This window comes from Mycobacterium pseudoshottsii JCM 15466, assembly GCF_003584745.1.
Taxonomy (GTDB): Bacteria; Actinomycetota; Actinomycetes; order Mycobacteriales; family Mycobacteriaceae; genus Mycobacterium; species Mycobacterium marinum.
Genome location: NZ_AP018410.1, coordinates 1564451 through 1585764, shown reverse-complemented (window position 1 = coordinate 1585764; position 21314 = coordinate 1564451). Strand labels below are relative to the sequence as shown.

17 protein-coding genes and 1 pseudogene are annotated in these 21314 nt (G+C 66.7%); 7 read left to right on the top strand and 11 right to left on the bottom strand.

Annotated elements, in window-relative coordinates; genetic code table 11:
- Positions 1-19: 19 nt before the first annotated feature.
- Genes manB through rfbD form a run of 3 tightly spaced genes read right to left on the bottom strand, consistent with a single transcriptional unit; the run spans position 20 to position 2901 of the window.
- On the bottom strand, positions 20-1096 hold the full coding sequence (manB, locus tag MPSD_RS07120; RefSeq protein WP_011740556.1) for a mannose-1-phosphate guanylyltransferase: 1077 nt from the start codon (positions 1094-1096) through the stop codon (positions 20-22).
- Position 1097: 1 nt separating this feature from the next.
- On the bottom strand, positions 1098-1982 hold the full coding sequence (locus MPSD_RS07115) for a glycosyltransferase family 2 protein (RefSeq protein ID WP_086084690.1): 885 nt from the start codon (positions 1980-1982) through the stop codon (positions 1098-1100).
- Positions 1975-2901, bottom strand: coding sequence for a dTDP-4-dehydrorhamnose reductase (gene rfbD, locus MPSD_RS07110; protein ID WP_012393147.1), 927 nt, complete (start codon positions 2899-2901; stop codon positions 1975-1977). Before rfbD ends, MPSD_RS07115 begins: the two co-directional genes overlap by 8 nt.
- Before the next feature lie 67 nt (positions 2902-2968).
- Here rfbD and MPSD_RS07105 point away from each other — a divergent pair, with 67 nt between their 5' ends.
- The 4 genes from MPSD_RS07105 (at position 2969) to ctpC (ending at position 7738) form a co-directional block, all read left to right on the top strand.
- Complete coding sequence (locus MPSD_RS07105; RefSeq protein ID WP_086084689.1) at positions 2969-4426, top strand: LCP family protein; 1458 nt, start codon at positions 2969-2971, stop codon at positions 4424-4426.
- Positions 4414-5136 (top strand): TIGR03089 family protein, encoded by a 723-nt coding sequence (locus MPSD_RS07100; protein ID WP_020788386.1) that lies wholly within the window; start codon positions 4414-4416, stop codon positions 5134-5136. Before MPSD_RS07105 ends, MPSD_RS07100 begins: the two co-directional genes overlap by 13 nt.
- A gap of 115 nt (positions 5137-5251) precedes the next feature.
- Positions 5252-5530: a DUF1490 family protein gene (locus tag MPSD_RS07095; RefSeq protein WP_011740561.1), complete on the top strand. Its 279-nt coding sequence runs from the start codon at positions 5252-5254 to the stop codon at positions 5528-5530.
- 9 nt (positions 5531-5539) lie between these two features.
- A complete protein-coding gene (gene ctpC, locus MPSD_RS07090; protein ID WP_015354837.1) occupies positions 5540-7738 on the top strand; it encodes a manganese-exporting P-type ATPase CtpC in 2199 nt (732 codons plus the stop codon).
- A gap of 43 nt (positions 7739-7781) precedes the next feature.
- On the opposite strand, the gene MPSD_RS07085 is transcribed toward ctpC, so the two are convergent.
- On the bottom strand, positions 7782-8483 hold the full coding sequence (locus MPSD_RS07085; protein ID WP_020788388.1) for a cation diffusion facilitator family transporter: 702 nt from the start codon (positions 8481-8483) through the stop codon (positions 7782-7784).
- A 78-nt stretch (positions 8484-8561) separates the two neighbouring features.
- Positions 8562-10268 carry a CocE/NonD family hydrolase gene (locus tag MPSD_RS07080; protein ID WP_020788389.1) on the bottom strand — a complete coding sequence of 569 codons (1707 nt, stop codon included), beginning with the start codon at positions 10266-10268 and terminating at the stop codon, positions 8562-8564.
- 84 nt (positions 10269-10352) lie between these two features.
- Here MPSD_RS07080 and MPSD_RS07075 point away from each other — a divergent pair, with 84 nt between their 5' ends.
- The 3 genes and pseudogenes from MPSD_RS07075 to MPSD_RS07065 all read left to right on the top strand — a co-directional run bounded on the left by MPSD_RS07075 (position 10353) and on the right by MPSD_RS07065 (position 14883).
- Positions 10353-10997: a TetR/AcrR family transcriptional regulator gene (locus MPSD_RS07075; protein WP_232022774.1), complete on the top strand. Its 645-nt coding sequence runs from the start codon at positions 10353-10355 to the stop codon at positions 10995-10997.
- Positions 10998-11173: 176 nt separating this feature from the next.
- Positions 11174-12361: pseudogene (locus MPSD_RS07070) on the top strand (CoA transferase).
- Positions 12362-12636: 275 nt separating this feature from the next.
- Positions 12637-14883 carry a SulP family inorganic anion transporter gene (locus tag MPSD_RS07065; protein ID WP_020788393.1) on the top strand — a complete coding sequence of 749 codons (2247 nt, stop codon included), beginning with the start codon at positions 12637-12639 and terminating at the stop codon, positions 14881-14883.
- A 13-nt stretch (positions 14884-14896) separates the two neighbouring features.
- On the opposite strand, the gene MPSD_RS07060 is transcribed toward MPSD_RS07065, so the two are convergent.
- From MPSD_RS07060 to MPSD_RS07035, 6 genes are all read right to left on the bottom strand, one after another.
- Positions 14897-15337 (bottom strand): response regulator, encoded by a 441-nt coding sequence (locus MPSD_RS07060; RefSeq protein ID WP_020788394.1) that lies wholly within the window; start codon positions 15335-15337, stop codon positions 14897-14899.
- Entirely contained in the window at positions 15334-16956 is a 1623-nt protein-coding gene (locus MPSD_RS07055; RefSeq protein WP_036426863.1) for a sensor histidine kinase, read from the bottom strand. The genes MPSD_RS07060 and MPSD_RS07055 overlap by 4 nt, the downstream gene beginning before the upstream one ends.
- Positions 16953-18191, bottom strand: coding sequence for a PP2C family protein-serine/threonine phosphatase (locus MPSD_RS07050; RefSeq protein WP_020727291.1), 1239 nt, complete (start codon positions 18189-18191; stop codon positions 16953-16955). The genes MPSD_RS07055 and MPSD_RS07050 overlap by 4 nt, the downstream gene beginning before the upstream one ends.
- Positions 18192-18384: 193 nt before the next feature.
- A complete protein-coding gene (locus tag MPSD_RS07045) occupies positions 18385-19554 on the bottom strand; it encodes an acyl-CoA dehydrogenase (RefSeq protein WP_012393135.1) in 1170 nt (389 codons plus the stop codon).
- Between the two features lie 24 nt (positions 19555-19578).
- Positions 19579-20094 (bottom strand): 5-(carboxyamino)imidazole ribonucleotide mutase, encoded by a 516-nt coding sequence (gene purE / locus MPSD_RS07040; RefSeq protein WP_086084688.1) that lies wholly within the window; start codon positions 20092-20094, stop codon positions 19579-19581.
- A complete protein-coding gene (locus tag MPSD_RS07035; RefSeq protein WP_161628272.1) occupies positions 20087-21301 on the bottom strand; it encodes a 5-(carboxyamino)imidazole ribonucleotide synthase in 1215 nt (404 codons plus the stop codon). Before MPSD_RS07035 ends, purE begins: the two co-directional genes overlap by 8 nt.
- Between the last annotated feature and the right edge of the window lie 13 nt (positions 21302-21314).

Below are 21314 nucleotides of genomic sequence, written 5' to 3'. Positions count from 1 at the left end.
CAGCCTGGGCGGCCGGCGATCACACGTCCGACGAGTAGCGGATGCCGCCGTCGGGAATGGAGACGCCGGGCCAGACGCGGGCACCGCGCAGCAACTCGCAGCGCGCGCCGATGTCGGCGCCATCGCCGATCACGCCGTCGCGGACCAGCGCACGGGGGCCGATGCGCGCACCGAAGCCGATGATCGATCGTTCGATCACACTGCCCGCTTCGACCTTGACGCCGTCGAAGATGACGGCGCCGTCCAGCCGGACACCGGGTCCGATCTCGGCGCCTCGGCCCACCACGGTGCCGCCGATCAGTACCGCGCCGGGAGCAATCGCCGCGCCGTCGTGTACCAGTTGTTCGCCACGCTGGCCCTGTAGCGCCGGGGAAGGCGCGATCCCGCGCACCAGATCCGCCGAGCCGCGCACGAAGTCCTCCGGCGTGCCCATGTCCCGCCAGTAGGTGGCATCGACGTAGCCGTAGATCTTGATGTCGGGGTCGGACAGCAGCGAGGGGAACACCTCGCGTTCCACCGATACCTCACGGCCCCGGGGAATCCGGTCGATGATCTCGCGCTTGAAGACATAGCAGCCGGCGTTGATCTGGTCGGTGGGCGGATCCTGTGTCTTTTCCAAGAACGCCGTGACCCGGCCGTCCTCGGTGGGCACGCAGCCGAATGCCCGGGGGTCGCCCACCCGCACCAGGTGCAGGGTGACGTCGGCCTGGTTCTGGTGGTGATAGTCGAGCAGCTGGCCCAAATCCGCACCGGAGAGCACGTCGCCGTTGAACACCATCACGGTGTCGTGGTGCAGCTTGCCGGCGACGTTGACGATGCCGCCACCGGTCCCCAACGGCTTGTCTTCGGTGACATAGTCGATCTGCAGGCCCAGCTTGGATCCGTCGCCGAACTCGGCCTCGAACACCCCGGCCTGATACGACGTGCTCAACACCACGTGTTCGATCCCCGCCGCGGCGATGCGCGAGAGCAGGTGGGTGAGAAACGGCAGCCCAGCCGTGGGCAGCATGGGCTTGGGTGCGGACAAGGTGAGCGGGCGCAGCCTGGTGCCCTTACCGCCAACCAGGACCACCGCGTCGACGCCGTTGGTTGCCAAGTCAGTGCCGCCCTTCTACCAGCTTTCGGCGCGAACTGCGCACCATCAGACGGGAGCGTACCGCCAGCGATCCCCGCAAAGTCCAGCGCAATGGGGCCCGCCACCAGCCGGCATGGCGATCCGCCAGGAAAATGTAGGTGCTTCGGTGGTGTGCCGCCAGGTGATTGGCCGGATCGCGTCCGGTGGAGTGGCCTTTGTGGTGCAGCACTTCCGCCGACGGCACATAGACGCTGAGCCAGCCGGCCTGGCCCAGCCGGTCGCCGAGGTCCACGTCTTCCATATACATGAAGTAGCGCTCGTCGAAACCGCCGATCTGGCGGAACGCGGAGCGGCGCACCAACAGGCACGAACCCGATAGCCAGCCCACCGGCCGTTCGCTGGGCTCGAGGTGTTCCTGGCGATAGGCCTTGGTCCAGGGATTGCGGGGCCATACCGGCCCGAGCACCGCGTGCATACCGCCGCGGACCAGGCTGGGCAGATGGCGCGCCGAGGGGTACACCGATCCATCGGGATCGCGGATCAGCGGGCCCAACGCCCCGGCCTGGGGCCAGCGCTCGACGGCCTCGAGCAGCGCGTCGATGCTGCCCGGACCCCACTGCACGTCCGGGTTGGCCACGATCAGCCAGTCGTCTGACTCCGGTTGTTCGGTGAGCTGGGCGACGGCCCGGTTCACCGCGGTGCCGTACCCGAGGTTGGCCCCGGTGTGGAAGATCCGCACGTTGGGGTAGCGCTCGACGGCCGCCTGAGGTGTTCCGTCGGTGGAGCCGTTGTCGGCCAGCAGCACACTCACCGGACGGTCGGTGGCCAGCGACAAAGACGCCAAGAAGCGCTCCACGTGGGGGCCCGGCGAGTAGGTCACCGCCACGACCGGCAGGACGTCAGTCACTCGTCGAGGGTACCGGTCGACCGGCCAACGCCCGGTCCGAAGCCGCGGCCAACGCGGCGACCAGGGCACTGCGCCACGGACGCAGCGGAGTCAGGCCTGCTGCGGCCCACTGCCGCCCGCCCAGCGCGGAGTAGCCCGGCCGCACCGCCGGCCGGGGGAACTGTGCGGTGCTGACCGGGCGCACCCGCTGCGGATCGGTGCCGCATTCCTCGAACACCGCGCGGGCCAACCCGAACCGCGAGACCGCGCCCCCGTTGGCGGCGTGCAGCAGGCGCCCGCGCACGCCGGCATCGGCCACCTCCAGCAGCGCGGCCGCCAAGTCAGCGACATAGGTCGGTGACCCGGTTTGGTCGTCCACCACATCCACCGGGCCCTCTCCAGCGGCCAGTCGGCGCATGATGGCGACGAAATCGCTGCCCGTCCCGCCGGTATAGACCCAGGCCGACCGCACCACGACGGCATCGGGCAGGGCCGCCAGCACCGCCCGCTCACCGGCGAACTTGCTGCGCGCGTACACGCCCTGTGGCGCCGTTTTGTCGCCGGGCTCGTAGGGTTGCGGCTGCGCCCCGTCGGGCAGATCAGCGTGATCACCATCGAATACGTAGTCGGTGGAGACGTGAATCAACGCCGCACCGGCGCGCGCACAGGCCTTGGCGAGATTTTCCGGGCCGGTGGCGTTGACGGCGTAGGCGCGAGCCTCGTCACTTTCCGCGCTGTCGACGTCGGTGTAGGCCGCGCAGTTGATCACGACATCACCGGTTCCGATGATCTCCTCGGTGGCCGCAGCGTCGGTGATGTCCCATTCCGATGACGTTTTTGCCAACACATCACGGCCCGCACGCACCGCCTGGGCAGCCAAAACACCGCCGAGCTGCCCCGCTGCGCCGGTGATAACCAGCCTCTCCGACCTGCCAACCATGCGTTCGAGTCTGGCACGCCGGAGCGGGCTAACAGGAAAGCGGCTGTTACACAAGTAACCTACAGTGATGCCTGTGCAACGTGTGGTTCGTGCGGTCGCTACCGCATTGGCCGTCGTGGTCGTCCTGGGCACCGGTTTGGCGTGGACCAACGTCCGGTCCTTCGAAGGCGGCATCTTCCACATGTCCGCACCCTCGCTGGGACACGGCGCCAACGACGGAGCGATCGACATTCTGTTGGTCGGCCTCGACAGCCGTACCGATGCCCACGGCAACCCGCTGACGCCCGAGGAATTGGCGACCCTGCGGGCCGGCGACGAGGAAGCCACCAACACCGACACGATCATCCTGGTCCGGATCCCCAACAACGGGAGGTCGGCCACCGCGATATCGATCCCGCGCGATTCCTATGTCCAGGCCCCCGGCCTGGGCAAGACCAAGATCAACGGCGTCTACGGCCAGACCAGGGAGACCAAGCGGGCCGGCCTGGTCCAGGCCGGCGCGTCGGCGGCGGAAGCCGCGGCCGCGGGTACCGAGGCCGGGCGTGAGGCGCTGATCAAGACCGTTGCCGACCTCACCGGTGTCACCGTCGATCACTACGCCGAGATCAGCCTGCTGGGTTTCGCGTTGATCACCGATGCGCTCGGTGGCGTCGATGTCTGCCTCAACGGGCCCGTCTACGAATCGCTTTCGGGAGCGGATTTTCCGGCCGGGCGACAGAAACTCACCGGTCCGCAGGCACTGGCCTTCGTGCGTCAGCGCCACGAGCTGCCCCGAGGCGACCTGGACCGGGTGGTGCGTCAGCAAGCGGTGATGGCCTCACTGGCCCACCGGGTCATCTCCGGCAAGACACTGTCCAGCCCGACGACGGTGCGGCGCCTGGAGCAGGCCGTGCAGCGCTCGGTGGTGCTGTCTTCCGGCTGGAACATCATTGACTTCGTCCAACAGCTACAACAGCTGACCGGCGGCAACGTCGCCTTCGCCACCATCCCGGTGCTCGACGGGTCCGGCTGGAGTGACGACGGCATGCAAAGCGTGGTCCGCGTCGACCCGCACCAGGTTGCCGACTGGGTCGGCAGCCTGCTCAACGAGCAGAACGAAGGCAAGACCGCGGAACTCGCGTACGCGCCCGCCAAGACCACCGCCGACGTGGTCAACGACACCGACATCAACGGACTGGCGGCAGCGGTGTCAGACGTGTTGAGCGCAAAAGGGTTTACCACCGGTTCGGTCGGCAACAACGAGGCCGGCCATGTCAAGCTCAGCCAGGTTCGCGCCGCCACCACCGACGATCTGGGAGCACAGCAGGTCGCCAAGGAACTGGGCGGCCTACCGGTGGTCGCCGACACGTCGATACCGAGCGGATCCGTTCGGGTGGTGCTGTCCAACGACTACAGCGGCCCGGGCTCCGGGCTGGGCGGCGCGATGGCTCCCGCGCATGCGTCCAACCCCGGGTACTCCGACACCGCTCCCCCGCCGTCGCCGATCCTGACCGCCGGATCAGATCAGCCGGAGTGCATCAACTGAGCACGCTCAGCGCGGCGATCCTCGACCCGATGCTGCGGGCCGATCCCGTCGGCCCCCGAATCACCTATTACGACGATGCCACCGGCGAGCACATCGAACTGTCGGCGGTGACACTGGCCAACTGGGCCGCCAAGACCGCCAACCTGCTGCGCGACGAACTGGCCGCCGGGCCGCAAAGCCGGGTCGCGATTCTGCTGCCGGCCCATTGGCAGACCGCTGCGGTGCTGTTCGGGGTGTGGCGGATCGGGGCCGAAGTGGTGCTCGACGGTGCGGCCGACGTCGCGCTGTGCACCGCGGGGCGCCTCGATGAAGCCGACAGTGCCGTGCAGGACGCGGCCGGCGAGGTGGCGGTGCTGTCACTGGACCCGTTCGGCCGCCCCGCTCCCGACCTACCGGTGGGCGTCACCGACTACGCGACCTCGGTGCGGGTGCACGGCGACCAGATCAGTCCCGAACGGCTGCCCGGACCGGCGCTGGCCGGCCGATCGGTCGAACAAGTGCTGCGAGAGTGCGCCGAGTCGGCGGCGGCGCGGCACCTGACGGCGGCCGACCGGGTGCTGTCCACCGGTACCTGGACCAGCCCCGGTGAGTTGGTGGATCACCTGCTGGCAATTCTGTCCGTGGGCGCGTCGTTGGTGCAGCTAGCCAACCCCGATCCGGCGGCCATGCAGCGCCGGATCGAGATGGAAAAGGTGTCGCGCGTCTTGTGATCCGGCGCGTGATCAGCGCCGCACTCGGCACGCCCAATACATGTTGATATCGCGATATTTAGATGTTAGCGTCGAAGGCCCAAGGCGAGAACACGACGGAAGGTAGGTTCAGGTAATGGTGGCGTACGGATTGTTCGCGAAGCTAGGCACACTCGTGGTCCACGGTGTGGTCGGGGCGGCAGCCTATGACGTGGTCCGCAAGGCCGCGAAGAAGGCACCACTGCGCCAGACCGCGGTGTCGGCAGCGGAGCTGAGCTTGCGCGGAACCCGCAAGGCCGAAGAGGCCGCGGAGTCGGCCCGGCTCAAGATTTCCGACGTGATGTCCGAGGCCCGCGAACGCATTGGCGAAGAGGCGCCCACCCCCGCCGTCGGCGCGCACGACCACGACCACTGATCCGGCGACATGACCCTAGCGATCGTTAAAGAGGTCCCAGCAGGTGCGGACGGTGACGACACCACCGACCTGGTCGTACTTTCCGACGCGGCCGGACGCATGCGCGTCCGGGCGGACTGGGTACGCGGCAATTCCCGGCGCGCGGTAGCCGTCGAAGAGGCCGTCGCCAAGCAGGACGGGGTACGGGTCGTCCACGCCTACCCGCGCACCGGGTCGGTCGTGGTGTGGTACTCACCGCGACGTTGTGATCGCGCCGCGGTACTGGAAGCGATCGGCGGCGCCAAGCACGTTGCCGCCGAACTGATCCCGGCGCGCGCACCCCACTCGACCGAGATCCGCAACACCGATGTGCTGCGCATGGTGATCGGTGGAGCGGCACTGGCCCTGCTGGGCGTTCGCCGGTATGTGTTCGCGCGCCCACCACTGCTGGGGCCGAGCGGGAGGATGGTGGCCACCGGTGTCACCATCTTCACCGGCTATCCCTTCCTGCGCGGCGCCCTGCGCTCCTTGCGCTCCGGCAAGGCCGGCACCGACGCGCTGGTCTCGGCGGCCACGATCGCCAGCCTCATCCTGCGGGAAAACGTCGTCGCGCTCACCGTGCTGTGGCTGCTCAATATCGGTGAGTACCTGCAGGATCTGACCCTGCGCCGGACCCGGCGCGCCATCTCGGAGCTACTGCGCGGCAACCAGGACACCGCCTGGATCCGGCTGACCGACGGCCCCGAAGCAGGAACCGAGGTCCAGGTACCGATCGACAGTGTGCAGATCGGCGACGAGGTCGTCGTGCACGATCACGTTGCCATCCCGGTCGACGGTGAAGTGGTCGACGGTGAGGCCATCGTCAACCAGTCGGCGATCACCGGGGAAAACCTGCTGGTCAGCGTCGTGGCCGGCGCGACCGTGCACGCCGGATCCGTCGTGGTACGCGGGCGCCTGGTGGTGCGTGCGCAGGCGGTCGGCAACCAGACCACGATCGGGCGGATCATCACCAGGGTCGAAGAAGCCCAGAACGACCGGGCACCGATTCAAACGGTGGGCGAGAACTTCTCTCGCCGCTTCGTGCCCACCTCGTTCATCGTCTCGGCCATCACCTTGTTGGTCACCGGGGATGTCCGGCGCGCGATGACGATGCTGTTGATCGCGTGCCCATGCGCGGTAGGCCTGTCCACCCCGACCGCGATCAGCGCCGCCATCGGCAACGGCGCCCGGCGCGGCATCCTGATCAAGGGCGGATCGCACCTCGAGCAGGCCGGCCGGGTCGACGCAATCGTGTTCGACAAGACCGGAACGCTCACCGTGGGACGTCCGGTGGTCACCAACATTATTGCGATGCACAAGGATTGGGAGCCCGAGCAGGTTCTGGCCTACGCCGCCAGCTCGGAAATCCACTCCCGTCACCCACTGGCCGAGGCGGTGATCCGTTCGACCGAGGAACGCCGCATCAGCATCCCGCCGCACGAGGAGTGCGAGGTCCTGGTGGGTCTGGGCATGCGAACCTGGGCCGACGGCCGGACCCTGCTGCTCGGCAGCCCATCGCTGCTCGAGTCGGAGCAGGTCAAGGTATCCAAGAAGGCATCGGAATGGGTCGGCAAGCTGCGGCAACAGGCCGAAACACCGCTGCTGCTCGCCGTGGACGGCACGCTGGTCGGGCTGATCAGCCTGCGCGACGAAGTGCGGCCCGAGGCCGCCGAGGTGCTGACCAAGTTGCGGGACAACGGAGTTCGCCGGATCGTCATGCTCACCGGGGATCACCCCGACATCGCCAAAGTCGTCGCCGAAGAGCTGGGGATCGACGAATGGCGCGCCGAGGTGATGCCCGAGGACAAGCTCGAAGTGGTGCGGGACCTGCAGGACGAGGGCTACGTGGTCGGCATGGTCGGTGACGGCATCAACGATGCCCCGGCACTGGCCGCCGCCGATATCGGAATCGCGATGGGCCTGGCCGGAACCGACGTCGCCGTGGAGACCGCCGATGTGGCGCTGGCCAACGACGATCTGCATCGGCTGCTCGACGTCCGCGATCTCGGTGGGCGGGCAGTCGACGTGATCCGGCAGAACTACGGTATGTCGATCGCCGTCAATGCCGCCGGTCTGCTGATCGGTGCGGGCGGTGCGCTCTCACCGGTGCTGGCCGCGATCCTGCACAACGCGTCCTCAGTGGCGGTGGTAGCCAACAGCTCCCGGCTGATCCGGTACCGCCTGGAGTGAGGCCTCGATGCTCGAGTAGGGCCTCGGATCGGCGAGGCCTTACTCAGCAGCCGCAGTCCTGGCCGCGCCAGGCTCTGACACCCTGCCAGACGGCTATGCCGGCGATGACGAGCCCGATCCCCGGGTCGATCCACCAACCGCCGGGCCAGGCCGCGGTGATCGCAAGCCAAAGCAACACCCCGGCGGCTTGGCCCGCGCACAGATAATTCTGGGTGCCTTCACCTTCGGTGGCCCCGGACTGCAAGAGCACACCCAGCTTGTGATTGGCCCGGCCGAGGATGGGCATGACGACCAAAGCGAAGGCCGTCAACCCGATTCCGATCACCGAGGTGCCAACCTCGTGCTTGTCGGTGAGGTGGCGAATGGATTCCGCGGCAACCAGCGGCGCAACCAACCAGAAAGACACGGCGACGCCACGTTGGGCGCGGCGCTCGGCGGTCTCCGACAACGTGCGGGAACCGGTGAACCGCCACAACACCATTGCGCTGGCCAGCCCTTCGGATGCGCCACCGAGGGCCCATCCGGTCAATGCGACGGACCCGACGGCAACGCCCTCCCACACCCCGACAGCACCCTCGGTGACCAATACGGCCAAGCTGATCCAGGCCAGTCGGCGCGCCCATCGAACGCCCTGTTGCCAGGCCGCATCGCCGGAGTGCCCGGTATGCGCAGCTGTTGTGGACACATCGCAGCAGGCGTCGCCGGCCAAGTCACCTACCTTGCCGACCGAACTGGAAGTGTTCATCAGGCGATGGTAGGTCAAGTTTCTGTGCCCCTCGGACAGGTTGGCGCGCGGCGCGGTTGAGCTGGGCGGTAGTAATTCTCAGGCTGGGGCGTTGTCGCCGGAGCTGGTGACCGGCACCCGCAACCGTGCCGGCCGGTCCGCTCCCCAGTGCAGGGTGCAGCGCGCCGGCGGGCTGGGCGCGTACAGGGCGGGAAAACTTCCGTAGAGCGGATTGCGCGGGGCAAGCTGGCGACCGGCGATGACCAGCCGGATGCGATCGTCGTGGTGAAAGGCGGTTGCTGATGGGCCCAATGCGAGTTCGACGGGAACAACCTCACCCGGCGACAGCGGCTGGGAGTGTGCGAAAGTGTGCACCGGCTCGTACGGCGTCGACTGCTCGACATCGAGTTCTCGCAGCGATACGCGTTGCCACCCGGTGGTGATCCGGTCCCGGCCGTAACCGTAGGACCCTTCAAACGAAACCCATTTGTTGCCAACCCATTTCTCAACGCCGGCAAACAACGCGACATCGTCGGCGCCCTCGACTGACACCCACAGCGCCAAACTCATCGGACCGGTGAGCTCGAGATCTGCCACCACGGGAAGGGTGAATGCCGCTGCGCGCCTGCGAGTGTGGAAGGTGACCGATCCCTCGGCTGCCGAGGGCTCATGGTCCAACACACCGTCGTCGGCCAGGTAGAGGTCGCGCCAGTCGGTGTTTTCCAGTGGCCATTGCCGCTCGGCGCGAGTCTCCGCGATGACGTCGCCCCGCTCGCGCACCTCGAGCCGAACCCGGGGCGGTTTGGGCACATCAAAGTGTTTGAGATAGCGGTCGAAGAAGGCGAGCTGGGCCTGGCGGGCCTCGGGGCTGTAGAAGGTCGTCCACTTGCCGCCCCGGTGGGTGTAGGCGAACTTGTCTTCGGCACCGACCTTTTCGAATGCCCGAAAAGAACCGCGCCCATGCAGGTTGTTATCCGAAAAGCTGGCGCAGACCAGCATCGGGACCTCGATCCGGCCGAGGTCGGGTACCAGGGACTGCCACCACTGATCACGCAGCGGGTGCACCCGGCGCTGCGCGCCGATGTCCTCGGTCACCCGCATCACATGCTTGGTGCCGGTCTGCCAGACTCGCGAGAAGCCCTTTTCCGCCACTCCCCCGGGGTTGAACATGTCCCGGTACGCATCGGTGAACCCCTCCCAGGGGCAAATCGCCTTGAGGCTCGGCGGTCTTAACGCGGCGGCCTTGAACTGTGCCATCGCCAGGTAGGACACGCCCGCCATGCCGACGCCGCCACTGGACCAAGGCGCGGCGCCGGCCCACTCGATCAGGTCGTAGACGTCCTCGGCTTCTTGGTCGGACATCAACGCCCCGGCGCCATCGGATGTCCCGGCGCCGTGGATGTCGGCGTTGACAACGGCATAGCCATGGGCCAGCCACCAGACCGGATCGGGCGCCTCCCAGCTGGTCTCGCTCGAGATCTCCACCTGGCCGGGCTGGCGCAGGATCCTGAACTGCGGATTGATGCCCCAGCCCCACCATCTGCGCTTGGGCAGCCGGTCCTTGCCGTAGGGATGGGCCGCCAGGATGACGGGAAACGGCCCCGAACCGGGGGGCCGGTAGACGTTGACCCGCAGCACCACGCCATCGCGCATCCGAACCGAAACGTCGCGGTCCACCACCAGGTCCGGCGGCGCCGCCGACACCGTCACCGGCGGCCGCAGGATTGCCCGTACCCGAGCCGCCGCGTAGCGGACAACCCCGGCCCGCCGCCATGGACGGTCGTAGATTGGATTTCGCGTCGGCACGATAACTCCTGTTCACGCACACACTTGAGTGGCACTCAATCCTGATTGAGTTACAATCTAGCACGCTGAAGTATGCTGACTTCGATGGAAAGAAAGCGGCAGCGAAATACAACCCGGGTACGCGAAGCGGGGGCCGCGTCGCGCGCGCAGACCCGTCACCTGCTGCTCACGGCCGCCGCCGAAGAATTCGCTCGTGTCGGATACGTCGCCTCGACGGTCAGCCGGATCGCCGAGGGAGCCGGGGTGACCGTGCAAACGCTCTACCTCGCCTGGGGCGGCAAACGCGCGCTGCTCCGCGGCTATCTCGAGAGCACCCTCGCCCCCGACGCCGCGCCATCGGGACAGCACTTTGCCGCTCAACTTCAACCCGATAGCCCCGCCGGGACCCTGGCCCAGGTTTCGGCATTAGTCTGCGACGCGGCACGGCGCTCGGCGATAGCGTGGCGCGCCTACCGCGACGGATCCGGCGTCGACAGCGCCATCGCAGCGGAGTGGCATCAGATCCAGATGCTGCGCCGGGAAACGATGCGGGCACTGCTGGTGACCATTCCCGACGACGCCCTGCGATTGCCCCGTCAAGACGCGGTGGATACCGCCTGGGCCATCACCAGTCCAGCCAGCCACGAGATCATGGTTACCCACGGCGGGTTCACCTTGCAGCGCTTTGAAGCCTGGCTCACCACCACCTTGCAAAACGCCATCCTGCGCGATCCGGAGGGCAGCGGGTGAGCCACGTCGTGCCGCGCCGCCCCGGCGGCTCGTCAACCGGGCTGAGCAGTGGCCGATCTTGATGTCCCACTTGACAGCTTGAGTTTTCGGGGCGAACGTCACGATGTCGCGACTCGTCCAACCGAGCGCGCCGAGCCGGTCGCCTGGTGACACGCGCCGCAGGGAAGGATTTGCCGATGCCCGAGGGCAACCCCGCCAAACCACTCGATGGGTTTCGGGTGCTCGATTTCACCCAGAACGTTGCCGGGCCGCTGGCCGGACAGGTCCTGGCCGACCTGGGCGCCGAGGTGATCAAGGTTGAGGCCCCCGGCGGTGAGGCGGCGCGGCACATCACCGCCGTGCTGCCGCACCGCCCGCCGCTAGCGACCTATTTCCTACCGAACAACAGGGGCAAGAAGTCGGTGTCGGTGGATCTGTCCACCGACACGGCTCGCCGGCAGATCCTGCGGCTCGCCGACACCGCCGACGTGGTGCTGGAGGGGTTTCGGCCCGGCGTGATGGAGCGAATGGGCCTTGGCCCCGAGGACCTGCGCGCCCGCAACCCCAAACTGATCTATGCCCGGTTGTCGGCATTCGGCGGCAACGGCCCGCACGGCACTCGACCGGGCGTCGATCTGATAGTCGCCGCCGAGGCGGGAATGACCACCGGAATGCCCACCCCCGACGGCAAGCCACAGATCATCCCGTTTCAGTTGGTCGATAATGCCAGCGGGCATGTGCTGGCCCAGGCGGTCCTGGCCGCGCTGCTCAACCGCGAGCGGCACGGGGTGGCCGACACCGTCCGGGTGGCGATGTACGACGTCGCGGTGGGGCTGCAGGCCAACCAGCTCACCATGCACCTCAATCGTCCCAGTTCGGACGCGCCGAAAAGGCCCGAGCAGACACCCGCGGGCGCGCGCCGCAAACGGGTTGCCTTTGCGACCCAGCCATCGGATGCCTTCCGCGCCGCCGACGGCTACCTGCTGATCAGCGCCTACGTGCCCAAGCACTGACAGCGGCTGTGCGAGATCATCGGCCAGCCCGATCTCCTCGACGACGAGCGCTTCATCGACCAACGCGCGCGGGCGATCAACTACGCGGAATTGACCGAAGAACTGGAATCGACCCTGGCCGCCAAGACCGCCGCGCAATGGGTCGAACTGCTGCACGAAGGCGGGTTGATGGCCTGCCTGGCCTACACCTGGAAACAGGTCGTCACAACGCCGTTGTTCGCCGAGAACGAGCTGGCATTGCAGGTCGGCAGTGGCGATGACGCCGTCACGGTGATCCGGACGCCCGCGCGCTACTCGAGCTTTAGCGCGGTGCTCGCCGATCCCCCGCCGGCCACCGGCGAGCACAACGAAACACTTCTGGGCGAATCCTAATTCGCGGTCAGCACCGGAAACTTTCTTGTGAGTTGTCAATGAATCAGTGCGGGGGTTTGCCGCACGGGCCGGTGAAGCGTGGAGGATTTTGGATATAAAACCTGCAGACTCATAGATTTGCTGCGCACAAATATGAACTGCCTCACACGCACCTACGACGCTCGGCGGACACTTGATTTGACAGACCACATTCCAGCCGGTGTCGAAGGGGTGTCAGGTCTCGATTGCCGGCCCGCCCGGGATGACCTCTTTGACCGGCTTTGAGGAGTCAACAAATGACCACCGCAGTCAAGAACTCCGCCGAGGCACCCGAATCTCGATCCCAGTGGATGCGGGCCAACTTGCGCCATGACTTCCCCGCGTCGCTCGTCGTCTTCCTGGTAGCGCTGCCCCTGTCGCTGGGGATCGCCATTGCCTCCGGTGCTCCGTTGATGGCCGGTTTGATTGCCGCGGTGGTGGGTGGCATTGTCGCCGGACTGCTCGGCGGGTCGTCGGTTCAGGTGAGCGGCCCGGCCGCCGGCCTCACCGTGGTGGTCGCCGGATTGATCGAACAGGTCGGTTGGCAGATGTTGTGCCTGATGACCCTCGGCGCGGGCGTCCTGCAGATCATTTTCGGGCTGAGCCGGATGGCGCGCGCCGCGCTGGCCATTGCACCGGTGGTGGTGCACGCCATGCTGGCCGGCATCGGCGTGACCATCGTGCTGCAACAGATCCATGTCCTGATGGGCGGCTCGGCGCACAGCTCGGCGTGGCGCAACATTGCGGCGTTGCCCAACGGCATCCTTCATCACGAGCTACACGAAGTGATCGTCGGCGGAACGGTGATCGCAATATTGTTGGTGTGGTCACGGTTGCCCGCCATGGTGCGGATGGTTCCGGGCCCCCTGGTGGCCATCGCCGGAGCCACCGCACTGTCGTTGATGGTGAATCTAGATGTGGAGCGCATCAACCTTTCGGGCAACTTCTTCGAGGCCATCTCGCTGCCCCGGCTGCCCGAGCTGACCCCCGACGGTCAGCCCTGGAGCAATGACATCAGCATCATCGCCGTCGGCGTGTTGACCATCGCCCTGATCGCCAGCGTCGAATCGCTGCTGTGCGCGGTCGGTGTGGACAAGTTGCACCATGGCCCGCGGACCAACTTCAACAGGGAAATGCTCGGGCAGGGCAGCGCCAACGTCCTCTCCGGGCTGCTCGGCGGTCTTCCCGTCATCGGCGTCATCGTGCGCAGTTCGGCCAATGTGGCAGCCGGAGCCCGCACCCGCACCTCAGCGGTGCTGCACGGGGTGTGGATCTTGCTGTTCGCCTCGCTGTTCACCGGCCTGGTGGAACTCATCCCCAAAGCGGCGCTCGCCGGGCTCCTGATTGTGGTCGGCGCCCAGCTCATCCAGCTGGCACACATCCAGATTGCGTGGCGGACCGGCAATTTTGCGATCTACGTCATCACCATCCTGGGCGTCATATTCCTCAACCTGCTCGAGGGCGTGGTCATTGGACTCGGTGTTGCGATCGCCTTCTTGTTGATCAGGGTCATCCGCGCCCCGATCGAGGCCAGGCTGGTGAGCGAAGAGGCGAAGCGCTGGCGGGTCGACATCGATGGCACGTTGAGTTTCCTGCTCTTGCCGCGGCTGACCAACGTGCTCTCCGAGCTGCCAGAGGGCAGCGACATCACGCTGAACCTGAATGCCGACTACATCGACCACTCCGTCTCCGAAGCCATTTCCGACTGGAAGACCGCTCACGAAGCAACCGGCGGCGAAGTCACCATCATCGAGACGTCGCCGGCCAACCTGGTCAGCGCGCACACCAGTCCGCCGAAACGCCACTTCATGTCTCGAGCGCTGCGGGAACCCTGGACATCGAGGCGCGACAGCCATCCCGATGCCGAACCCTCGATTCGGCACGGTGTCGAGGAATACCATCGCAACGGCATCGGCACGCTGCACCACCATGTGCGGGAACTGATGGATCCGGCCAACCCGGACACGGTCTTTCTCACCTGCGCCGACTCCCGGATCCTGCCCGACGTCATCACGGCCAGCAAACCGGGCGACCTGTATATCGTCCGCAACGTCGGCAACCTGGTACCGATCGATCCAACCGAACGCTCGGTGGATGCCGCCCTGGACTTCGCGGTCAACCAACTCGGTGTGAGTTCGGTTGTCGTATGCGGACACTCGTCGTGCCGGTCAATGCAGGCGTTGCTGGACAACGGCGCGAGTGACGTCGACCGCCCGATGAACCACTGGCTTGAACACGCACACGATAGTTTGGCCGCGTTCCGATACGGTCATCCGGCACGGGCGAGCGCGGCGTCCGTCGGGTTCGGCGAACTCGACCAGCTAGCTGTGGTCAATGTGGCGGTTCAGCTGGAAAGGCTTGCGCACAACCAGGTCTTGGCTCCCGCGATAGCCTCCGGTGCGATACAGATCGTCGGTATGTTCTTCGATTTCTCGACCGTCCACGTACACGAGGTCGACCAACTCGGGATCGTGGCGTCCAACCAGCCTGTCGGAAAACCTTGAGCCGCCGCGCTACTCAGCTTTGCGGAAGCCGAACCACCTGAAGAAAGAACTCGTCGATCTGCCGGACGGCGGTCATGAATTGGTCGAGATCGACCGGCTTGGTGACGTAGGCGTTCGCATGCAGGTTGTAGCTACGCAGAATGTCCTCCTCGGCCGAGGACGTGGTCAGTACCACCACCGGGATACGACAAAGCTCGGAGTCGGACTTGATCTTCTCCAGCAACTGCCGACCGTCGTACTTCGGTAGGTTCAAGTCGAGCAGGATCAGATCGGGCCGGCGCGCCTGCTGGTACTTGCCCCGCTGATAAAGGTAATCCAGCCCCTCCTCGCTATCGTGGGCGACGTGCAGCCGGTTGTTGACCTTGTTGTGCTCGAACGCCTCCCGGGTGATGAGTTCATCCCCGGGATCGTCTTCGATGAGCAGGATGTCAATGGGTCGACCCGGTGCTGTCATTCGGCTATCCCTTCGGCAGGTTCGAGGTGTTCTGGGTCCGCGGTCGCGGGCGCGGCGACGGGCAAGGTGAACTGGAAGCGAGTCCCATCGGTGTACGAGGAGTCAATCCACACCGTGCCGCCGTGGTGCTCGACGATCTTTCGGCACAGCGCAAGGCCCAAACCGGTTCCGCCGTAGGAATCGCAACCATGCAGGCGCTGGAAGATGATGAAGACCTTGTCGGCGAACTCCTGCGCAATGCCGATACCGTTGTCCGACACGCTCAACAGCCACAGGCCCTGGTGATCTCCCGTGCCGAGCTGGCAATCGATGACCACCCGGGGCGGCAGGTCTTCGCGCCGGAATTTGACCGCGTTGCCAATCAGGTTCTGCCACAACATCGTCAGCAGGGTCGGATCTCCAACAACCGGTGGGAAGCCGTGCTCGAGGCGCACGATCTCGGCGTCTGATTCCTCGATGGCCGCGCCGAGATTGGCCACGGCAGCATCGAGGGTCGCGCCGAGTTCGACCTCGACGCTGGTGGCACCCAGCCGGCCGACCCGGGAGAAACTGAGCAGGTCGTTGATCAGGACCTGCATGCGTTTGGCGCCGTCGACCGCGAAGCCGATGTACTCGATGCCGCGTTCGTCGAGCTGATCCGCATAACGCCGCTCCAGTAACTGGCAGAATGCGGCGACCTTGCGCAGCGGCTCCTTCAGATCGTGGGACGCGACGTAGGCGAACTGCTCGAGCTCGGCATTGGACCGTCGCAATTCCTCTGCCTGTTCGTCCAATTGAGCTCGGGCGCAACGTGAGGTGTCGAGCTCTTCGACCATTCGCTGGCGCATGTTCTCGACGTCGATCGCGATACCCCGGATGTCTCTGGGCCAGCGCGGCGCAACGATGCCTTCGCCGAAGTTGCCTTCGGTGACCCGGCGGCAGGCCGCAGCCAGCGCGGCCAGCGGAATGGTGACCGCACGCCTGGTCAGGATTCCCAGTAGCGCTGCCGTCGCGAAGAACAACAGCACCATTGCGGCCAGCACCCGGTCACGCCAGTCGTCCATTCGTTGCAGGCGCTCGGCGGCCTGCGCGCGGGCGGCACCCAGATGCCGGTTTTGGTCCTCGAAAAGGGTTCGTAGCTGGTCGAACTGGGCCTTACCGATCGCGGTTGCCGCGCCGTTGAGCATGACCGGAGCATTCGAGTTGACCTGTGCGATGAGCGGCTCGGCGTAGCTGGCCCGCCACGCGCGCGCCGCCTTCTCGATCGCGTCCAGGTCGGCAAGCAGGTCACCCCGGCGCCCCAGTAGTCGCCGGATATTTTGGGCCGCAGCCTCTTCGGTGCGCCGGCCGTCGTAATAGGGGCTGAGGAACTGGCTGTCGGAGGAAATCACATAGCCTCTGATCCCCGATTCCTGGTCGCGCAAGGCCGACTGCAGCTGGAAAGCCGCGACCCGTGCGGGCTCGATGTTGTCGCCGAGTTCCCGCGATACACCGTCGGTGCGATTGAGCAGGACCGCGCCGGCGACGGTGCCGGCGAGCACCATCACGCCCATGATCGACAGCACCAGGGCTTGCCATCCCCGCACCGTGAGCGCGATACGGCGCCGCGTGCGGGGCCGGATGGGCGGTTCCGGAGTCATGCAGGCGTGCGTTCCACTCGCAGCACCGCTATGTCGTCGGTGAGCCCGCCGAGTGATTGAGCGCGTTGCTGCGCACCGTCGATGAGTGCGTCGACGAACGCCGGACCCGACAAGCCAGCGTGTGAACGGGCCAGCGACAGCAGCCCATGCTCGCCCAGCCGTTCCCGACGGTGCCCCGAATACCCCTCGAAGAGCCCGTCGGTGAGCAGCAGTAGCCCGTGGTCCACCGGCAGCTCCACCTCATGCTGGCACCAGTTGCCCAAATTCAGCCCCAGCGCCGGCCCGGCCGGCGGCTCGAGCCAGTGCACGGTGCCACCGCCGTGCAGCAGCATCCCGGGATGTCCGGCACGGATCACCTGGATGTGAGCGCCGTCGGCCGAGCCGGCGGGCTGGGGCGGAATGGCCAGGCTGAGCACCGTCGCAAAGATCCCCTCGCCGGTGCGTTCGGCGCGCAGCACCCGGTCGAGCTGGCGCATCAGCTCGCCGCCGTGCACGCCGGCCAGCGTCAGGGCCCGAAACGCGATGCGCAGCGCCGCGCCCAGCGCGGCCTCATTGGGGCCGTGCCCCGCGACGTCACCGATCAACACGTGGACCACCCGGTCGGCCGTTTGCACGACGTCATAGAAGTCGCCGCACAGCAACGCGTCTTCGCGGCTGGGCCGGTACCGGGCGACGATGTCGACTCCCGGCGAGTCGAGCAGCAGCGGCGAGGGCAGCAGGCCGCGTTCCAGCAGCGCATTCTCGCGGGCTCGGAGCTGGGTTGCGTGCAGGTCGGCGGCGATCAGCTCGGCACGTTTGCGCTCAATCGCGTACAGCATCGCGCGCCGCAGCATCTCCGGATCGACGCGACCCTTGACCAGATAGTCCTGTGCACCGGCGGCGACCGCCGTCGCGCCGAAGTACTCGTCGTTCAGCCCGGTCAGCACCACCACCGGGACGGTGGCATCGCGGTTGGCGATGCGGTCCAGCGCGTCGATGCCGCTGGCGTCGGGAAGGTTGAGGTCCAACAGCACGCAATCGGGCCGGGCCGCGCTCAATTCGCGCTCGGCGTGAGCCATCGAGCGCGCCCACACCACCTGGATGTCGACGGCCGCGTCCGCGATCAGCTCCTCGACCAGCATTGCGTCGGCCCGATCGTCCTCGACCAGCAGCAGCGACAACGTCTGCCACTGAGCCCGCTGGCCGGTGCTGGGACCAAGCCCCGCAGTCAGATCATGCTCATGTGGTACGCGCACAGGTAACCACGTCCTCTACCTCACACCCCCTGGCCGCGGATAACCCGTTTGCTCGAGTCAGACGAAGGCCGACGATACTCGGCGCGCCAGCTTATTTCGGCCACCTGCCTGCCCACCCGATTGATTGGCGGTGCCGTGACCTTGACTGTACTGGCGGATCGGATGCGATGAAGCGAATCTGCGGTTCGGTACCTCAGCGCAGCAATGCCCGCGACATCACGACGCGCTGAATCTGGTTGGTGCCCTCGTAGATCTGGGTGATCTTGGCGTCGCGCATCATCCGCTCGACCGGGAAGTCAACCGTGTATCCGGCGCCACCGAACAGCTGCACCGCGTCGGTGGTGACCTCCATCGCCACGTCGGAGGCCAGGCACTTCGACGCGGCGGAGATGAATCCGAGGTTGGATTCGCCACGCTCGGCGCGCGCGGCGGCGGAGTAGACCATCAGCCGCGCGGACTCCACCTTCATCGCCATGTCGGCGAGCATGAACTGCACCGCCTGAAAATCGCTGATCGACTTCCCAAACTGCTTGCGGTCCTTGGTGTAGGCGATTGCGGCATCCAGGGCGCCCTGAGCGATGCCCACCGCTTGGGCACCGATGGTCGGGCGGGTGTGGTCCAGCGTCGCCAGGGCGGTCTTGAAGCCGGTGCCGGGCTCCCCGATCATCCGGTCGCCGGGAACCCGACAGTTCTCGAAGTACAACTCCGTGGTCGGTGAGCCCTTGATCCCCAGCTTGCGCTCCTTGGGGCCCACGACGAAGCCTTCGTCGTCCTTGTGCACCATGAACGCCGATATCCCGTTGGCACCTTTTTCGGGGTCGGTCACGGCCATCACCGTGTACCAGGAGGACTTGCCGCCGTTGGTGATCCAGCACTTGGTGCCGTTGAGAATCCAGTCGTCACCGTCGGCCTTGGCCCGGGTGCGCATCGCTCCGGCGTCCGAACCGGCCTCGCGCTCGCTGAGCGCGTAGGAGGCCATCGCGGCGCCATCGGCGAGCGACGGCAACACCTGCTTCTTCAGATCGTCGGAACCGCGCAGGATCAGGCCCATGGTGCCCAACTTGTTGACCGCCGGGATCAACGAGGCTGAGGCGTCGACGCGAGCGACCTCCTCGATGACGATGCAGGCCGCCACCGAGTCGGCCCCCTGGCCGCCGTACTCCTCGGGGACGTGCACCGCATTGAACCCGGAAGCGTTGAGCGCATCAAGGGCCTCCTGCGGAAACCGGGAATTCTCATCCACGTCCGCGGCGTGCGGCGCGATCTCCTTTTCCGCCAGCGCGCGTATCGCCGCCCGCAACTCCTGGTGTTCCTCCGGAAGCTGGAACAAATCAAAAGACGGGTTTCCGGCCCAACCAGCCATCTTGCGAGCCCTCCTAGTCGGCTTCTAGTCGCGGGTTAACTTACCCGCAAGTTTCTGAAGTTCCGCATCCTTGGCCTGCAAGGTCTGCGCCAGCTGGTCTTGGAAAGCGGCGATCCGCGCGCGCAGCGCAGGATCGGATGATCCCAGCATCCGCACCGCCAGCAGGCCGGCATTGCGGGCGCCTCCGATGGACACGGTAGCCACCGGCACCCCGGCCGGCATCTGAACGATCGACAACAGCGAGTCCAGTCCGTCGAGGCGGGCCAGCGGCACCGGCACCCCGATCACCGGCAGCGGGGTGGCCGAGGCCACCATTCCGGGTAGGTGCGCGGCTCCGCCGGCGCCGGCGATGATCACCTCGATGCCACGACCGGCCGCGTCGCGCGCGTAGTCGAACATCACCTGCGGGGTGCGATGCGCCGAGACCACGCGCACCTCCATCGCGATGTCGAATTCGGCCAGCGCCTTGGCGGCGTCAGCCATTACCGACCAGTCACTGTCGCTGCCCATGATCACCGCGACCCGGGGCTGTTCAGCCATGGGGATCCCATCCGTCCGTCCACTGTCCGTGTGACAACCAGTGTGCCGCCAGCTCGGCCCGCTCTCGCAGCCCGGCAACGGCCGCCGGGTCGAAACCGAGGAAATTGATATGTCCCACCTTGCGGCCGGGACGCTCGTCCTTGCCGTAGAGGTGCACCCGGGCATCGGGCATCCGGGCGAAAAGGTGGTGCAGGCGCTCGTCCAGGCTCATCGCCGGTTGCGCGGCCGCCCCCAACACGTTGGTCATCACGGTCACCGGCGCGATCGCCTCGGTATCGCCGAGCGGGTAGTCCAACACCGCGCGTAAGTGCTGCTCGAACTGGCTGGTGCGCGATCCGTCCATGGTCCAGTGCCCGGAATTGTGCGGCCGCATCGCGAGCTCGTTGACCACCAAAGCGCCGTCGGTGGTCTCGAAGAGTTCCACGGCGAGCACCCCGACCACGCCCAGTTCGGCGGCCAACCGCAGCGCCAGCTGTTGCGCATCGGCGCCAGCTTGCGCGGACAGCGCCGGCGCGGGCGCGATCACCGCGACGCAGATGCCGTCCTGCTGCACCGTCTCGACCACCGGCCACGCCGCCCCCTGACCGAACGGCGAGCGTGCCACCAGCGCCGAGAGCTCTCGACGCAACTGGACCCGCTCCTCGACCAGCACCGGAACACCCCCGGCCAGGTAGCCGCTGGCGATGTCGCGGGCATCGGCCAGATCGCGCGCCATCTGCACACCGCGGCCGTCGTAACCGCCCCGGACCGCCTTGACCACCAGCGGCGCGTCCAGCTCGCGGGCAAACGCGTCCAGCTCACCGAGTTCCTCGAGCTGGTGGATGCCCAGGTAGCGCGGCACCGGGACGTCGAGTGCCTGCAGCCGCCGGCGCATCACCAGCTTGTCCTGCGCATGCACCAGAGCCTGTGGCGGCGGCACCAGCACGACTCCCTCGGCCACCAGCTTGTCCAGCAGCTCGGCGGGAACGTGCTCGTGGTCGAAGGTCACCACGTCGGCTCCGGCCGCGATGCGGCGCAGGTCGTCCAGATCGGTGTGCGATCCGATCACCACATTGGGTGTCACCTGCGCCGCCGGGTCATCGGCGGAGTTAACCAACACACGCAGGTTCTGACCCAGGGCGATAGCGGCCTGATGGGTCATCCGGGCGAGCTGGCCACCACCGACCATGGCAACCTGGGGGGTGCGAGAACTTGGCACGGCCATCATGGTGTCATGGCCC

Bases quoted from the DNA above. Each gene is read 5' to 3' on its own strand.
- rfbD (WP_012393147.1), bottom strand. From the start codon at position 2,901: ATGGTTGGCAGGTCGGAGAGGCTGGTTATCACCGGCGCAGCGGGGCAG.
- MPSD_RS07065 (WP_020788393.1), top strand. From the start codon at position 12,637: ATGACCACCGCAGTCAAGAACTCCGCCGAGGCACCCGAATCTCGATCC.
- MPSD_RS07105 (WP_086084689.1), top strand. From the start codon at position 2,969: ATGCCTGTGCAACGTGTGGTTCGTGCGGTCGCTACCGCATTGGCCGTC.
- MPSD_RS07085 (WP_020788388.1), bottom strand. From the start codon at position 8,483: ATGAACACTTCCAGTTCGGTCGGCAAGGTAGGTGACTTGGCCGGCGAC.
- ctpC (WP_015354837.1), top strand. From the start codon at position 5,540: ATGACCCTAGCGATCGTTAAAGAGGTCCCAGCAGGTGCGGACGGTGAC.
- MPSD_RS07035 (WP_161628272.1), bottom strand. From the start codon at position 21,301: ATGATGGCCGTGCCAAGTTCTCGCACCCCCCAGGTTGCCATGGTCGGT.
- MPSD_RS07075 (WP_232022774.1), top strand. From the start codon at position 10,353: ATGGAAAGAAAGCGGCAGCGAAATACAACCCGGGTACGCGAAGCGGGG.
- MPSD_RS07045 (WP_012393135.1), bottom strand. From the start codon at position 19,554: ATGGCTGGTTGGGCCGGAAACCCGTCTTTTGATTTGTTCCAGCTTCCG.
- MPSD_RS07060 (WP_020788394.1), bottom strand. From the start codon at position 15,337: ATGACAGCACCGGGTCGACCCATTGACATCCTGCTCATCGAAGACGAT.
- MPSD_RS07055 (WP_036426863.1), bottom strand. From the start codon at position 16,956: ATGACTCCGGAACCGCCCATCCGGCCCCGCACGCGGCGCCGTATCGCG.
- purE (WP_086084688.1), bottom strand. From the start codon at position 20,094: ATGGCTGAACAGCCCCGGGTCGCGGTGATCATGGGCAGCGACAGTGAC.
- MPSD_RS07095 (WP_011740561.1), top strand. From the start codon at position 5,252: ATGGTGGCGTACGGATTGTTCGCGAAGCTAGGCACACTCGTGGTCCAC.